The sequence below is a fragment of the Acinetobacter sp. 789_lipA genome (genome assembly GCF_058242845.1).
In genome coordinates this window covers 1,321,332-1,336,961 of sequence record NZ_JBZAYS010000001.1, presented here as the reverse complement: position 1 = coordinate 1,336,961, position 15,630 = coordinate 1,321,332, and the positions used below count along the sequence as shown (strand labels likewise).

Genomic DNA, 15,630 nt, shown 5'->3' with positions numbered 1-15,630 from the left:
ATAATGTGCTGCCTATTCTACTTGGAATAGTCGGCATTTTTTTTATTGTGCATGTGTTCTTTGTCGGAGAGCATATTTGGACCTTATTCAGCTTTTTATTCGGCTTGGGCTGTTTGCTTTGGGCCTATTTAAGTTATGAGCAAGATGATCCGCTTGAAGAGATCATCGACTATCTCGAAAAACAAATCATTCATAAAAAATACCAGCTCAACGAGTTTACCCCTCCACAGCATATTGGCGTGATCCTACAACCTGCATTTTTTATTGCCCATTTAAAGCAGCTGTTTCCAATTTTTAACCAAGGCACCATCAGCAACGATATTCCTTACTATGCCAGTACCACTTGGCAGGATGAAGCAGGACAACAACATCAGGTTTTGCTGTTTCAATATCATTTTGTTGATGAAATTCGCGTACGTGATAAAGATGGCAATGAGTTAAAAGTGAAAGAAGTGCATAAAGACTTATGGGGATGTTTTGTCTTTGAAGTACCCACGCAAGGACTCGCGATTACCGCATACAATAAAAAATTCTATTACCCTTATATAGTCAAATCATTATAAAACCAATACAATGGTGCAATGAGTTATTCAGAACATTTTAGACGTAAAATTTTAGCTAAGCTTGAGGAAGGTTATTCTATTCGAGCGGTAGCTGCACAATTTGAAATTAATAAAAATACCATTGTTGAATGGAAGAAACGTATAGAGATTAAAAAAACTCGTGTACGTAAACCTTCTAAAATTAACGATGATGCTTTACGTGAAGATGTTGAAAAGTATCCTGATGCTTATCAATATGAACGTGCTGCACGTTTTAATTGTGGTGTTTCATCTATTGGTGCTGCATTAAAGCGCTTAAATATTACAGTTAAAAAAAGACGTTAAGCCATCCTAAAGCAGATACAAAGCTTAGGGATAAATTTATTCTGCAAGTGAATGAATTAGAAAAAAACCATCCGATTATTTATCTGGATGAAAGTGGTTTTAAGTCACATGATTATAGACCTCATGGCTACTCACGAAAAGGAGTACCCTGTTTATGGCAATATAATTGGCAATTAAAGAATCAGACCAATGCCATTGGAGCAATCCATGAGGGTAAGTTATTTTCAGTCGGTTTATTTGACTGCAAAATCAATTCAGATGTTTTTCATTTTTGGATTGAGCAATTCCTCATACCGGCATTACCAGAAAATAGTGTAGTGGTTATGGATAATGCAGCATTTCATAAAAGAGCAGATATTCAGGAGTTATTGGAACAACAAGGGCATAAAATTCTTTGGCTTCCTGCATACAGCCCTGATTTAAATCCTATAGAACAGATGTGGGCATGGGTTAAACGTAAGCGTAAAGAATGGTTGATCGACTCAGTCGATGAGTTATTTCGAGTTTTTTTCGAATCTTGTATGAATAATAAAGTAGTTTGACTATAGCTTTCCGTGGCATAGTAGTGATATTCAGATTAACCAGAAACTCAAATTTTTTGGTGCTGACCAGATGCAGATGGCCAAACTTCTCTCCCCTGCATTTGTACTGCGTACTGCCGATTTTTTCCGTTCCCGTGAAGGCGATTTACTTTTTCATCCTGAAAAAAATATCTTGTGCTATATCAGCCCACAAAACCTGTTTGAAATCTCCAGCAAAGCAAAAAAAATCAATGACATTTTGCTGTTTGAGGACTGTATGGGGCTATTGATTTTCTTCTTGATTATTATTGCAATCGTGTTTGGCGTAATCGTCATTCGCAATAATATTATGCGACACCACAATGCAACCATTCGCGCATGGTCGGATGTAGCAACCTATGAGCGCCAGAAAATAAAAATTCTAGATGGCTTAGAGCCTCTGGTCGAACAATACTCCAGCTTTGAAAAAGGCACCTTGGAAAAAGTCACTGAGCTCCGTCAGAACATTCTCAACCTGAACTTAAACAATACAGATGTCAATCAGTTACAACGTATCGAAGCATTAAACCAAGAGCTGATGCGCAGCCTCAATGTTGTGGTCGAAAACTACCCTGAACTTAAAGCCAATGATATTTATCTAAAAATGATGAATGAAATTGAAGAGCAAAACGAAAATGTCGGTGCTGCGATCAGCATCTTTAACCGCAATGTCGAACTGTTTAACAACCACATTCAAATCTTTCCCAACAACATTGTAAACACCATGACTGTCGGTAAAAAAGCTGTGCGTCCATTCCGTGACGCTGCTGCGCTGCAAAATTTTGATTACCGTCCCAATTTCAACTAAAAAGATCGCGCTAACACAAAGAACACATCCAAGGCACTCATTTTGATTGCCTTTTTTAATATCTACATTTACTTCACTTCTGGCAGCTATCGCTTGCTATGCCACGGCAATTCATCTCCCACTCTCCCCAACATACTCAAATCAAAACCGTTGTCACCGCACACAATTTCGTACAGAAAAGCTTTGCGTTAAAAGTGTTACAACACTGGTGTTTATTTGCATAATCAAGGAAAATAGCCTCCTTTTAGCGGCGAACTGTTTTTTCGCTCTTGCACTGCAAGCAGAGCAGAGCAGTGCTTTGCTCTTGTTCAGGATATTTTATGAAGTTTGAAAAATTAGGTCAGTCGGGTCGCGCCCGTCGTGGTCGTTTAACTTTAGAGCATGGTGTGGTTGAAACCCCTGTGTTCATGCCTGTCGGTACTTATGGTACGGTGAAAGGCATGCTCCCGCGTGATATTGAAGACATCAAAGCGCAAATTATTTTAGGCAACACCTTCCATCTTTACCTACGCCCTGGCCTTGAAGTGATTAAAGAGCACGGCGGTCTGCATAAATTCATGAAGTGGGATAAACCCATTCTAACCGATTCAGGCGGCTTCCAAGTCTTCAGTTTGGGCGCGATGCGTAAAATTAAAGAAGATGGCGTAACGTTCCGCTCTCCAATTGACGGTTCTAAAGTATTTTTGTCTCCTGAAATCTCAATGGACATCCAACATACATTGAACTCTGACATCGTGATGATTTTTGACGAATGTACGCCTTATCCTGCAACGCATGAAGAAGCGCAAAAGTCTCTACAATTGTCATTGCGTTGGGCAAAGCGTTGTAAGACTCAGCATCATGATGTGCTTGAAAATAAAAATGCGCTATTCGGCATTATTCAAGGTGGTATGTATGAAGACTTACGTGATGAGTCTTTAAAAGGCTTGCTTGAAGTTGGTTTTGACGGTTATGCCATTGGTGGTCTGTCCGTCGGCGAACCGAAAGAAGAAATGATTAAAGTGCTGGATTATCTTCCAGAAAAAATGCCAGCAGACAAACCGCGCTACCTGATGGGCGTGGGTAAACCTGAGGACATCGTAGAAGGCATCCGCCGTGGCGTCGATATGTTTGACTGTGTCATGCCTACACGTAATGCCCGAAATGGACATTATTTTGTGACCGATGGTTTAGTACGTATCCGTAACAGCAAATACCGTCATGATCAAAGTCCGCTTGATCCACACTGCGACTGTTATACCTGTACCAACTTTACTCGCGCTTATTTATTCCATTTGGAAAAATGTGGTGAAATGCTGGGTTCAATGCTCGGTACTATTCACAACTTACGTTACTACCAACGCTTCACTCAAGACATTCGTGATGCATTGGATAATGATCGCTTTGATGCCTTTGTTGAAGATTTTTATGCACGTCGTGGTTTAGAAGTTCCACCTTGCCCCCAAGATTAATTGTTGTGAGCATTTGCGCTTGGTAAAAAGACAAGGTAAATTGCAGAACAAGTCTATTTATGATCAATTCGTTGGTCACCGTTTTTTTAGTTTAGGAATTTGAAATGAGCCTTTTTATTTCTACAGCTCACGCAGCGGGTGAAGCTGCACAACAACCAAGTATGGTCGCAAACTTATTGATGATTGCTGTTTTTATTGCAATCTTCTACTTCTTAATTTGGCGCCCTCAAGCAAAACGTGCCAAAGAGCACCGCTCTTTGGTTGAAAGTCTTGGCGTAGGCAGCGAAGTGGTATTTGCTGGTGGCTTAATGGGTAAAATCACTAAACTCGAAGGTGACTTTGCAGTGGTTGAACTGAGCCGCGGTGTAGATGTAAAAATTCAACGCGCAAGTGTGATTTCAGTTCTTCCTGAAGGCACATTAAATAACCTTTAATCAAAAAAATTAGTCGTGCATCCGCACGACTTTTTTCATTTTAAGAAGAAAACAAATGCGTTACCCAGCATGGAAATATCTACTGATTCTCGTGGTTTTGACGATCAGTACATTATATGCCCTGCCTAGTTTGTATCCAGATGAGCCTGCGGTTCAAATTTCTGGTGCCAAAGCTGGTACCCAAATTGACCAAAGCATCGTACAAAAAGCAGAGCAGATTTTAAAATCTGAAAGTATTTCAAGCCATGACAACAGTTTTAGCAATAATGCTGCACTGTTACGTCTTGACTCTAGCGAAGCACAATTAAAAGCCAAAGAAGCGTTACGTCGTGGCCTTGGTGATGACTATGTTGTCGCGTTGAACTTGGCACCAACCACGCCAGAGTGGCTACAAAAAATTGGTGCAAAACCAATGAAGCTCGGTCTGGACTTACGTGGTGGTGTTCACTTCTTATTAGAAGTGGATATGGATAAAGCGATTGCTCAGCGCATGGAAACCTCTGCGACAGATTTACGTCGTCAGTTCCGTGACAACAAAATTAAATTTAACAGCCTTGCATTAAACAACAACACCATTACCGTTCAGTTCGCCAACAATGATGATCGTACTGCGGCTCAAGACTACTTACGTAGCAATGGTAATGAGTTTAATCAGCAAGCGGTCGCAACTGCGACAGGTTCAACCTTACGCTTAACCTATACCGATGTTCGCCGCCAAGAAATTCAATCTTATGCCGTGAACCAAAACTTAACCACTTTACGTAACCGTATTAACGAGTTAGGTGTGGCAGAAGCCTTGGTACAAACACAGGGTAGTAACCGTATCGTGGTTGAGCTTCCAGGTGTTCAAGACACTGCTGAAGCAAAACGTGTCTTGGGTCGTACAGCAAACCTAGAGTTCCGTTTGGTCTCTGACCAAAATGACCAAGTGATTGACCCTTATACGGGCAAGAGCAATGGTCAACCGCTTCCACCAGGAACCGAGCTTTTTGCATATCAGTCTTTAGACAGCGGACGTGAATTACTTTTAAACCGTAACCGTATTTTAACGGGTGAACGTGTTCAAAACGCATCAAGTGGCTTTAGCCAAGACACTGGCGGTGCTGAGGTAAACATTACCTTAGACACAGCAGGTGGCAAACTGATGGCCGATGCAACCCGGAATGCGGTGGGTAAGCGTATGGCTGTGTTGTTCATTGAAAATAAACAACGTATTAGCTATATCACCGATCCTGCGACTGGTGCACAAACCGAAGTCCGTACACCTTATGCAGAGTCTGTCGTGATTAACGCTGCAACTATTCAAGCAGTCCTCGGCTCTCAATTCCGTATTACGGGTCTAGATTCACCTCAAGAAGCGTCTGAACTTGCACTAATGCTACGTGCTGGTGCACTTGCTGCGCCAATGTACTTTGTTGAAGAACGTGTAGTGGGTCCAAGCCTCGGTCAAGAAAACATTGATAAAGGTGTGCTATCAACTCAAATCGGTTTCTTACTGGTCGCAATCTGGATGGTAGTCTTCTTCCGTCTCTTTGGTTTAATTGCTAACTTTGCCTTGGTCTTCAACTTAGCCATGATTCTAACGGTCATGTCTTGGATTGGTGCTTCCCTTACCCTGCCGGGTATTGCGGGTATCGTGATTACCATTGGTATGGCGGTCGATGCCAACGTCTTGATCTGTGAGCGAATACGTGAAGAAATGAAGTGGGGAGCATCGCCCAAACAAGCCATTGTGGCAGGTTATGATCGTGCTTATAACACCATTTTCGACTCAAACTTAACCACGTTCTTGGTTGCGTTTATTCTATTTGCTATCGGTACAGGCCCAATTAAAGGCTTCGCTGTGACCTTAATGATCGGTATTATCTGCTCTATGTTTACTGCTATTACAGTAACACGTGCGATTGTACAGCTCATTTATGGCAAAAAACGTAACTTGAAAAAGTTGAGCATATAAGGAGATCGATGATGACTGATGTGACTCAACAAGATTCAAAAAAATACGGCCGTCCAGATGATGAACGTGTGATTGATTTTATGAAGATTGCGCTGCCTGCAGCCATTCTTTCTATTGTCTTAACCATCGGCAGCCTATTCTTTATTTTCACCAAGGGTCTTAACTTAGGTTTGGACTTTACTGGTGGTATTTCTGCCGAATTGAACTATAGCAAACCCGTGAAGTCAGCCGATGTCTCTGCTGCACTGACCAAAGCAGGTTTTCATGACCCTGTGGTACAAACCATTGGTTCAGATCGTGATTTGATTGTACGTATGCCTGTACAAGAAGACACAGCGGCAGAAGACTTAACCAAAACCATTACCCAAGCCGTACAGCTACCAGGTAACTCAGCTTCGGTTAACAAAGTTGATGTGGTGGGTGGACAAGTCGGCAATGAACTCTACATTCGCTCAGCGGGTGCTGTAGCTTTAGCATTACTGCTGATGTTGGTCTACGTAACGATTCGCTTTGAGTTCAAACTGGCGATGGGTGCGGTACTGTCTTTATTCCATGACGTAGTGGTTACCATCGGTATTTTTGCCATGATGCAGTGGCCATTTGACTTAACTGTATTGGCTGCAGTTTTGGCTCTAATTGGTTTCTCACTGAATGACAACATTGTTGTATCGGATCGTATTCGTGAAAACTTCCGTAAGATTCGGGGCGCTTCGCCTTTAGAGATCGTTAACATCGCTTTAACTGAGACCCTACGTCGTACCATTCACACCTCAATGACTTTATTGTTGGTGGTGATCTCGATGATGATCCTCGGTGGTGATGGCCTTAAATGGTTCTCTGTAGCGATGTTTGTCGGGGTTTTTGTGGGTACCTACTCTTCAATCTACATCGGTACAGCTTTTGCTTTATGGCGTGGCTTAAACCGTCAAGACTTCATTGTTCAAGTGAAGCCTGAGTTTGAAGAAGAAAATGAAATTCCATAAATGCACACCATAGTGTGAAAAACAAAGCCTCTCAATCGAGAGGCTTTTTTATGGCGGTGTGAAGATGCTGTACCAGCTCTATCTGAGGCAACGCATAGCCACGGCAGGACTGCTCTGCCCGCCAAGCCACGGTCAACATCACATCTCCTAACTCAAAATTTTGATAGGCAAAACTCCCAATCAGCGGATGACTACACATGCCACCATTATGCGTTGGATGTGCTTGGGTGTTCAGTTCATTTAAGTTTAAACGAATGCCTAAACCTGATGCTTTAAGCACCGCCTCTTTGGTTGTCCAGACCTTAAACCAGTATGCTTTGTCCTGATCATACTGTTGCCACACGCGAAGTTCCTCTACGTGAAAAGCATGTTTAGCCAAAGCCTCAAAGCGAACTTTTCGGTTTAACTCCTCCACGTCCACGCCTAGATCCTGCATCCGCTCACTCGTAGCTAAAGCATAGTAATTTTGGCTGTGGCTATGATTGAAATGAAAAGAAGGCTGATCAACCCAATAGGGTTTACCTGTCTCACTCAGTGCAATGGAGTGATCATCTACAACCATCTGCCGTTGTTCGGATAAGCATTGATTGCGATATTGATAAATGGCTTGTTTTCGCTGTGCAATTTGCTCAACACGTGACAGGCTGTGATTCATCTGCACAATGTCCTCAATCTTTTTCAGCTCAACACGTATTGTCCTTGCCACTTTGTCTTCCTATCATGGTTTCATGCATCTTGACATCCTCCGCGACCTAAAGGCATAGGTATCTACACATCTTGATGTACCTAATGCAATTGTTGCGATTTCATTCAGTTCATCTATTGAATATTCTGAGAGCAGTTGAAGAGTGTTCAGTAAAATCGAAAGTCCTGCCAATATTGCAGGTGCACTTTCCAACTTACCTCTCTTCTGCTGTCGGCCTGAAAGACGGGCCAGAAATATACGAATTTTCTGATTTTGTTCATCTTCAGAACGCTGTATTCGCCAAGTCAGTACACACGCCATACTGCTGATCAGGAGCCGTCTTAAAATCGCTGCAGGTGTGGTCTGAAGCCATGATTCAACGTCATGGCCTGCCTGCTTCAGAAGCTTGAAATAGCACTCAATTGTCCAGCGCCAGTAATACCAGGTGGTTAATTCTACCGCATCAATCTCTGAAGAAACATTGCTGATCAGCGACCATCTCGCGACTGTTTTACCTTGAGCATCTTTCACCACAGCAACAATTAATCTGGCTGTAACTGCCTTGCCTGGCTGGGGAGCAACCCGTTGGCCTAAATCATCTTTTCTCTTCGGTTTTGCTGCACGCGTTATCCGAATATCGGTTTCTCCAACATGCAGCATATGCCTGTTTCCTTTATAAGCAATCGGCTTAACTTGCTGAGTTACTACTTTTTCTGCGACTTCTGCAACTTTGTAGGTTTCCCCTTGATGCTCAATCCGATGGCTTTCTTTGGCCCGAATCAACCATTTGAAACCATGGCTGCTGATTTCCCTCAAGTGGGCAATCGAGTCTCCTTCACGGTCAATGATATGGACTTTTGTTTTCTCAATCGGATACTGTTCAATCGTTTTGATTTGTTCTGCGAGTGAGTCCAAATGGGACTTGCGCTCGCTGTATTGTTCACTGAATGTGGAATAACAGCCGGATGCATCTGTTAGCGTCTGAGCTAATGGCGCAATTGGGAGCCCTGATGACGCATCGACAAGTAAACTGCTTTGCAATTCATAGCCTGAATTCGCCTCTGTTCTTTGAAGACGCCGAACCTTATGACTGTGCTTCACATACTGCAGTTGAGACCAGTCATGAACGATTAATGCATACTGATGCGGTGATGTCTTGATCTGTTCGCATGCAAGAAGCTTAATCGGCTGGTTTAATTGACTAAAAGAGATTTTATTATTATTCAGGAATCGCCAAACAGCCTGTGTAGTTGAGAAACTCGACTTTTGGGTAGAGGCCAGGTCTTTGATTGCGGGAGCAAGTGAAGCAAGAGGATTCATATTGAGTTTTACAAGGCTGTTATAACGTTTGACAAGACGCTGATCCAGACCAGAGATGTTAAATTGAAGAGCATGCTCTTCAATTTAACGCAAAGCTCGGAAATTGTGTAGATACCTATGACCTAAAGGACGGGGATTCCTACTGCTAGACGCTCATGTCCGAGCGCAAGAATATTCAGTGCGGAATTTATATCCCTATCATGGAATGTACCGCATTCCATGCACTGCCATTCTCTTATTCCAAGTCCCGTTCTACCTTTCGGACTACTACAGCGTGAGCCACAGCTCGAACAAGTTTGGGTGGTATAGGCTTCATTGACTTCTTTATACCATACACTTGCGTTCTCGCATTTATACTTGAGCATGGTTCTAAGTGTTGTCCAACTTGCATCTAATACAGACTTCGCTAGTTTAGTCCGTGCTAATGCCTTTGCATTCACATTACCAACGAAGATGGCTGCATGTTTATTCACCAATTTATGACTGAATTGATGTAGCGTATTTTGACGTATGTTTCTAATCTTGGCATGAATCGCTTTAACACGCTTTTTATTTCTAGCACGTTGAGCAATGCCAAGTTTTTGTTCGTATTGCCGATAGATTTGAGGGGCTTTGAGCTTTACGCCATCTGAACAGGTTGCAAGGTCTTTTAAGCCCAAATCTATACCGATTGAGGTATTACCCTTTGATTTAACTTGTTTTGTCTTATCAACAACTAAACAAACATACCAACGTCCACGACTGTCTTCTACAAATGAGCCTGTTTTGACGTTGTATTTTGATAGTCCATAGCTATCCCATAGCTTGAATTGATGCTTGCCATACTGCACGTAGCCATCAGCATATTTGATTGCAACCTTTTTGAAGGGTATCCAACCCAAAGAACGTCTTGCAGACTTCTTATTACTCACCCGCCATTTTAGCTTTGCTTTTTTAAACTGCTTTCTTCGAGTAACCAATTCTTCTGTTATCGCTTGAACAGTTTGACTATGCAGATTGCATTCTTTAGATGTGCCTTTCGTGTATTTAGCAATATCGTAAGCTGAAAGAAATTCACCTTTTCTTTTTAGATGTTTAAATCCTAAATCATTCACATAATTCCAAACAAAATTTACTTCCAATGCGAGTTGGTCTAGTACCTTGTAATGTTTGTCTTTTATGCGTAATTTAAGTGTTTTCATGATTAAAATATATTTGGTCTATGAGCAATAGTCAAGAGATTAGAACAGGTCGCCACTGTGTTTTTAATATGCATGTACATTTAGTCTTTGTGGCTAAATACCGTAGAGATGTTTTTACCAAAGCAATGCTTGAAACAATGCGTGAAGTGTTTGAGCGTATCTGCTTAGACTTTGAAGCCGAGTTGGTAGAGTTTGATGGTGAACACGATCATGTTCATTTGCTTGTGAATTATCCACCTAAAATAGCAATTTCTAGCTTAGTGAATAGTTTAAAGGGTGCTTCAAGTCGCATTGTAAGAACCAAACACCCTGAAATTAAAAACAAGCTATGGGGCAGTGCTTTGTGGTCGCCTAGTTACTTCGCTGCTTCATGTGGCGGTGCGCCAATTGGAATTGTTAAACAATATATTCAACAACAGCAAACACCGCATTAATGGCTTACGCCACTCGCTTATATCCTCGGGCTAAACCCATAGGTATCTACACAATTTCCGAGCTTTGCGTTAAATTGAAGAGCATGCTCTTCAATTTAACATCTCTGGTCTGGATCAGCGTCTTGTCAAACGTTATAACAGCCTTGTAAAACTCAATATGAATCCTCTTGCTTCACTTGCTCCCGCAATCAAAGACCTGGCCTCTACCCAAAAGTCGAGTTTCTCAACTACACAGGCTGTTTGGCGATTCCTGAATAATAATAAAATCTCTTTTAGTCAATTAAACCAGCCGATTAAGCTTCTTGCATGCGAACAGATCAAGACATCACCGCATCAGTATGCATTAATCGTTCATGACTGGTCTCAACTGCAGTATGTGAAGCACAGTCATAAGGTTCGGCGTCTTCAAAGAACAGAGGCGAATTCAGGCTATGAATTGCAAAGCAGTTTACTTGTCGATGCGTCATCAGGGCTCCCAATTGCGCCATTAGCTCAGACGCTAACAGATGCATCCGGCTGTTATTCCACATTCAGTGAACAATACAGCGAGCGCAAGTCCCATTTGGACTCACTCGCAGAACAAATCAAAACGATTGAACAGTATCCGATTGAGAAAACAAAAGTCCATATCATTGACCGTGAAGGAGACTCGATTGCCCACTTGAGGGAAATCAGCAGCCATGGTTTCAAATGGTTGATTCGGGCCAAAGAAAGCCATCGGATTGAGCATCAAGGGGAAACCTACAAAGTTGCAGAAGTCGCAGAAAAAGTAGTAACTCAGCAAGTTAAGCCGATTGCTTATAAAGGAAACAGGCATATGCTGCATGTTGGAGAAACCGATATTCGGATAACGCGTGCAGCAAAACCGAAGAGAAAAGATGATTTAGGCCAACGGGTTGCTCCCCAGCCAGGCAAGGCAGTTACAGCCAGATTAATTGTTGCTGTGGTGAAAGATGCTCAAGGTAAAACAGTCGCGAGATGGTCGCTGATCAGCAATGTTTCTTCAGAGATTGATGCGGTAGAATTAACCACCTGGTATTACTGGCGCTGGACAATTGAGTGCTATTTCAAGCTTCTGAAGCAGGCAGGCCATGACGTTGAATCATGGCTTCAGACCACACCTGCAGCGATTTTAAGACGGCTCCTGATCAGCAGTATGGCGTGTGTACTGACTTGGCGAATACAGCGTTCTGAAGATGAACAAAATCAGAAAATTCGTATATTTCTGGCCCGTCTTTCAGGCCGACAGCAGAAGAGAGGTAAGTTGGAAAGTGCACCTGCAATATTGGCAGGACTTTCGATTTTACTGAACACTCTTCAACTGCTCTCAGAATATTCAATAGATGAACTGAATGAAATCGCAACAATTGCATTAGGTACATCAAGATGTGTAGATACCTATGGGCTAAACCCCGAGGTTTTACGCTCCAATGGATAAAATAAAAAAGCCCAAAAATCACTTTGGGCTTTTCAGCATCAAAAACTTAATGCCAGATTAGCGCTTGAATTTCTTCTCAGCTTTCTTAAACTTCTGAACATAACGACGCTTACGCGCTGCTGTACGTTCATCCACCTGTGACTTACGTCCTTCAAATGGGTTTTCAGAGGTTTTAAACTCAATACGTACTGGCGTACCTTCAAGTTTGTACACTTTACGGAATACGTTTTCTAAATAACGACGATAATCCGCAGGCGTTTTATCAACTTTGTTACCATGCACCACAATCGTAGGTGGATTTTGTCCGCCCATATGGGCATAACGCATTTTAATACGGCGACCACCGACCATTGGTGGTTGGTGCGCATCTGTAGCATCACTTAAAATTTGTGTGATTTTTGCAGGTGAAACTTTCAAATGTGACGAATCATAAGCACGGTGAATCGATGGATATAGATCCCCCACCCCCGTACCATGCAATGCAGAAATTAAATGTACTTTTGCCCAAGGAATAAAGTCAAAGCGACGATCGACATCCAATTTACATTGTTTGCGATCATACTCAGACATGTTGTCCCATTTATTAATCGCAATCACCATCGCTCGGCCCGCTTCAAGCGCATAACCAATCAAATGTAAATCTTGCTCAACCACACCTTCACGTGCATCAAGTACAACCACAATGACATGGGCATCTTTAATGGCCTGTAGCGTTTTCACAATTGAGAACTTCTCAATCATTTCATCGACTTTACCTTTACGACGCACACCTGCAGTATCGATTAAGGTGTACTGACGGCCATCACGTTCATACGGGATATAGATCGAGTCGCGGGTTGTACCCGGTTGGTCAAATGCAACTACACGCTCTTCACCCAATAAACGGTTCACTAGCGTCGATTTACCGACGTTTGGACGACCAATAATCGCTAAACGTAAGCCTGTGTTCTTATCGTGCTCATCTGCATCTTCATCTTCAGGCACACTTGAAAGCACATCTTCAAGCATTTGCTGTACACCGCGACCATGGCTCGCAGCCACTTGCATAGGTTCGCCCATACCCAACTTGTAAAATTCAACAAGTGCAGCTTCGGCATGTACACCATCAACTTTATTCGCCACAAGGTAAACTTTCTTACCGAGTGTACGTAGCTCACGCGCAATTTGCTCATCCGATGCGAGCAGGCCTGCGCGTGCATCAACTACGAATACAATAATATCGGCTTCATTGATGGCAGTTTTAGACTGTTCTGCCATGTAAGAGTCGATACCACCTTCATTTTCGCCAATACCACCAGTATCAACCACAATGAAAGACTTATTTTGAAATACAGCATCACCATATTTACGGTCACGAGTCAGACCGGCAAAGTCAGCAACAAGCGCGTCTCGGCTTTTGGTGATCTGGTTAAATAGCGTTGATTTTCCGACGTTCGGACGACCAATGAGCGCAATTACGGGTTTCATAGATTAACCTTTATTCAAGATCAGCCAGTGAGACTGGTCTGAACATCAGAAACTGGAAGAAAATTAGGTGAAAAACCTGAATAAAAACTCGGGGTTTTGACTAAGCAAACACCCCGAGGAATTTAAAAAAATACGAATTTCGACTAGTTTAACATAAGTCGAACAGAATTAACGATTCTGCCAAATGCTTAATGCACCCTTTCGTGTTGCAACATAGAGTTGATCATCAATCACACGTAAAGTACGCACTTCACCAGACGTCTTCGCACGACCGATCAATTCACCTGTCGCAGGGTTCAGCATGTGCAAAACGCCATCTAGATCACCAACAATTAGGTCTTGGCCCAACATCACAGGATTACTCAATTGGCGGTTCAGCAGGCTGTCATTTTCCCAAAGCTTTTGACCCGTGCTAATTTCATAAGCCACCAACTTGCCGTCAGTTTGCGCTACAAATACACCATTACCCACCACTTCAGGGCGCTGCGTACTGCTTGAGTCTTCACTCCACACCACCTGCTGTGAAGCCAAATCTGTCATAGTCACTTGACCTTGATAGCTGGTCGTAATCAAGTACTGACCTGCCACTACAGGATCACCATCAACATCATTCAAACGTTGAATATCCGAACGACCATCCGACACAGCCACACGGCGCTGCATACGTGGCACACCTGTGAGCACATCTAAAGCATAAACATAGGCATTAGCTGAAGAAATCAGCACTGTACGTGCATCGACAGGAACAGGCGCTGCGTTGCCACGCAAGCTAAGTTGCACATTCGGTAAGTTATAGGTCCACACTTGCTGGCCTGTTGCCAAATCATGCGCAAAAACAGTACCATCATTACTTACAGAAATAACACGACCAGCTTGAATCAACGATGGCGCAAGAAGTGCACCCGTTAATTGTGCTGTCCATTTTTGCTCGCCAGTTGCTTGATCTAAAGCAAACAACTGACCTTTGGCGTTACCTACAATGACATGACCATCTGCAGCTTCGACGCCTGAACTCAAACCGGCTTTAGATACTTCTTTCTGCCATAGTTTTTGTTTGCCTTGATATGCCGTCACTACACCTTTAGGATCAAGTGCAAAAACTACACCGTTGTCTGCATCTAGGCGTAAACGTAAAGGATCAGCAGTCGAAGTTGAAGACACACTTTGAGAAAATACAGGAGTCAGAGTTTTCGCCTGAGTCAATTTTGGAAGTGGGTTCGGCTTAACTTCTTCTACTTTTCCACTACTTGCACAACCCGCAAGCGCTAAAGTTAATACGGTTAATGCGCACGAAATTTTGTATTTTCTATTCATTCAGTTTCTTCCGCTGCTGTTTCTATAAGTGGACGTTCGATTTCAGGATCATCAACTAAAATACCAACACTTTCGAGTTTAATTTGTAAAATTTGGCGTTCTTGTTTACGTTCAACCAACTGATCCCATGCACTTTGGTAGGCTTTTTTCGCATTTTCGATGTCGTTTTTAGCCACATAGACATCACCCAAAGCTTCATCGGCTGTCGCTTTAAAAGCAGGATCTTTTACCAATGCGAGGTTTTTAATCGCATCATCAAACTTCTTTTGAGCCAGTTGTGCATACGCTAAACGCAATTTCACAATTTGCACTAAGCCGTCGTCATCCACTTTAGAGTTTTCAACTTTCTTCAACGCTTTTTCAGCACTAGCATAATCCGCTTTGTCATAGGCCAATTTTGCCATCAACAATTGCGTTTGAATGGCTTGCGCCGAATCTGGTGCTTCTTTCACAATTTTGTCCGCAGTTGCAGACAAGGCTGTAAATGCATCGCCTTGCGTTGCACGTGCTTCATCCATCAATTGCTGAACTTTAGCCGTGTTCATTTGGTTCTCGGCCAAAGTTTTCTTCTGCCAGTATTGCCATCCAAAAAAGGCAATCAGCGCAATTAAAATCCCACTAATAATGGCTGAACCATATTTCTTAGTGAAAGACTTTAAACTATCAAGTTGTTCTTCATCACTTAATGCGCTCATGTGACTACCCTTTCCT

Annotated in this window: 16 protein-coding genes and 1 pseudogene; 11 read left to right on the top strand and 6 right to left on the bottom strand. The window is 42.6% G+C overall.

The annotated features are described in order from the left end of the window. The first annotated feature begins 5 nt into the window (after window positions 1–5). The 9 genes and pseudogenes from AC4CUZ_RS06435 to secF all read left to right on the top strand — a co-directional run bounded on the left by AC4CUZ_RS06435 (window position 6) and on the right by secF (window position 7,080). Window positions 6–563, top strand: coding sequence for a hypothetical protein (locus tag AC4CUZ_RS06435; protein ID WP_490747396.1), 558 nt, complete (start codon window positions 6–8; stop codon window positions 561–563). Window positions 564–581: 18 nt separating this feature from the next. After that, window positions 582–887: an IS630 transposase-related protein gene (locus AC4CUZ_RS06430; protein ID WP_000122230.1), complete on the top strand. Its 306-nt coding sequence runs from the start codon at window positions 582–584 to the stop codon at window positions 885–887. A gap of 47 nt (window positions 888–934) precedes the next feature. After that, window positions 935–1,429: an IS630 family transposase gene (locus AC4CUZ_RS06425; protein WP_490747157.1), complete on the top strand. Its 495-nt coding sequence runs from the start codon at window positions 935–937 to the stop codon at window positions 1,427–1,429. Then, window positions 1,425–1,667 (top strand): annotated as a pseudogene (locus AC4CUZ_RS06420) (hypothetical protein); the annotation flags it as partial. The gene AC4CUZ_RS06425 and the pseudogene AC4CUZ_RS06420, both read left to right, overlap by 5 nt. Window positions 1,668–1,685: 18 nt before the next feature. After that, on the top strand, window positions 1,686–2,255 hold the full coding sequence (locus AC4CUZ_RS06415; RefSeq protein ID WP_183175187.1) for a LemA family protein: 570 nt from the start codon (window positions 1,686–1,688) through the stop codon (window positions 2,253–2,255). A gap of 320 nt (window positions 2,256–2,575) precedes the next feature. Then, on the top strand, window positions 2,576–3,706 hold the full coding sequence (tgt, locus tag AC4CUZ_RS06410; RefSeq protein ID WP_004697695.1) for a tRNA guanosine(34) transglycosylase Tgt: 1,131 nt from the start codon (window positions 2,576–2,578) through the stop codon (window positions 3,704–3,706). Window positions 3,707–3,810: 104 nt separating this feature from the next. Then, window positions 3,811–4,140 (top strand): preprotein translocase subunit YajC, encoded by a 330-nt coding sequence (yajC, locus tag AC4CUZ_RS06405; protein ID WP_004697692.1) that lies wholly within the window; start codon window positions 3,811–3,813, stop codon window positions 4,138–4,140. 55 nt (window positions 4,141–4,195) lie between these two features. Then, window positions 4,196–6,097: a protein translocase subunit SecD gene (secD, locus tag AC4CUZ_RS06400; protein WP_058870295.1), complete on the top strand. Its 1,902-nt coding sequence runs from the start codon at window positions 4,196–4,198 to the stop codon at window positions 6,095–6,097. 8 nt (window positions 6,098–6,105) lie between these two features. Continuing rightward, entirely contained in the window at window positions 6,106–7,080 is a 975-nt protein-coding gene (gene secF / locus AC4CUZ_RS06395) for a protein translocase subunit SecF (protein ID WP_171355085.1), read from the top strand. Window positions 7,081–7,111: 31 nt separating this feature from the next. Here the strand turns inward: secF and AC4CUZ_RS06390 are convergent, their stop codons facing one another. From AC4CUZ_RS06390 to AC4CUZ_RS06380, 3 genes are all read right to left on the bottom strand, one after another. Continuing rightward, window positions 7,112–7,786, bottom strand: coding sequence for a 4'-phosphopantetheinyl transferase family protein (locus AC4CUZ_RS06390; protein ID WP_490747395.1), 675 nt, complete (start codon window positions 7,784–7,786; stop codon window positions 7,112–7,114). Between the two features lie 12 nt (window positions 7,787–7,798). Beyond that, a complete protein-coding gene (locus AC4CUZ_RS06385; protein WP_490747394.1) occupies window positions 7,799–9,085 on the bottom strand; it encodes a transposase in 1,287 nt (428 codons plus the stop codon). Window positions 9,086–9,207: 122 nt separating this feature from the next. After that, complete coding sequence (locus AC4CUZ_RS06380) at window positions 9,208–10,266, bottom strand: RNA-guided endonuclease InsQ/TnpB family protein (protein ID WP_058951462.1); 1,059 nt, start codon at window positions 10,264–10,266, stop codon at window positions 9,208–9,210. A 20-nt stretch (window positions 10,267–10,286) separates the two neighbouring features. Between AC4CUZ_RS06380 and tnpA the strand changes: the two genes are divergently transcribed. Together tnpA and AC4CUZ_RS06370 are read left to right on the top strand one after the other, a co-directional pair. Next, complete coding sequence (tnpA, locus tag AC4CUZ_RS06375; RefSeq protein ID WP_005402021.1) at window positions 10,287–10,700, top strand: IS200/IS605 family transposase; 414 nt, start codon at window positions 10,287–10,289, stop codon at window positions 10,698–10,700. Window positions 10,701–10,857: 157 nt separating this feature from the next. Then, window positions 10,858–12,138, top strand: coding sequence for a transposase (locus tag AC4CUZ_RS06370; protein ID WP_490747393.1), 1,281 nt, complete (start codon window positions 10,858–10,860; stop codon window positions 12,136–12,138). A 57-nt stretch (window positions 12,139–12,195) separates the two neighbouring features. Here AC4CUZ_RS06370 and der read toward each other — a convergent pair whose 3' ends face one another. The 3 genes from der to AC4CUZ_RS06355 all read right to left on the bottom strand — a co-directional run bounded on the left by der (window position 12,196) and on the right by AC4CUZ_RS06355 (window position 15,614). Then, window positions 12,196–13,605, bottom strand: coding sequence for a ribosome biogenesis GTPase Der (der, locus tag AC4CUZ_RS06365; protein ID WP_004697684.1), 1,410 nt, complete (start codon window positions 13,603–13,605; stop codon window positions 12,196–12,198). Between the two features lie 168 nt (window positions 13,606–13,773). Then, a complete protein-coding gene (bamB, locus tag AC4CUZ_RS06360; RefSeq protein WP_058870298.1) occupies window positions 13,774–14,919 on the bottom strand; it encodes an outer membrane protein assembly factor BamB in 1,146 nt (381 codons plus the stop codon). Then, the gene (locus tag AC4CUZ_RS06355; RefSeq protein WP_005401704.1) at window positions 14,916–15,614 is read right to left on the bottom strand and encodes a YfgM family protein; all 699 of its coding nucleotides are present in this window, start codon (window positions 15,612–15,614) and stop codon (window positions 14,916–14,918) included. The genes bamB and AC4CUZ_RS06355 overlap by 4 nt, the downstream gene beginning before the upstream one ends. Between the last annotated feature and the right edge of the window lie 16 nt (window positions 15,615–15,630).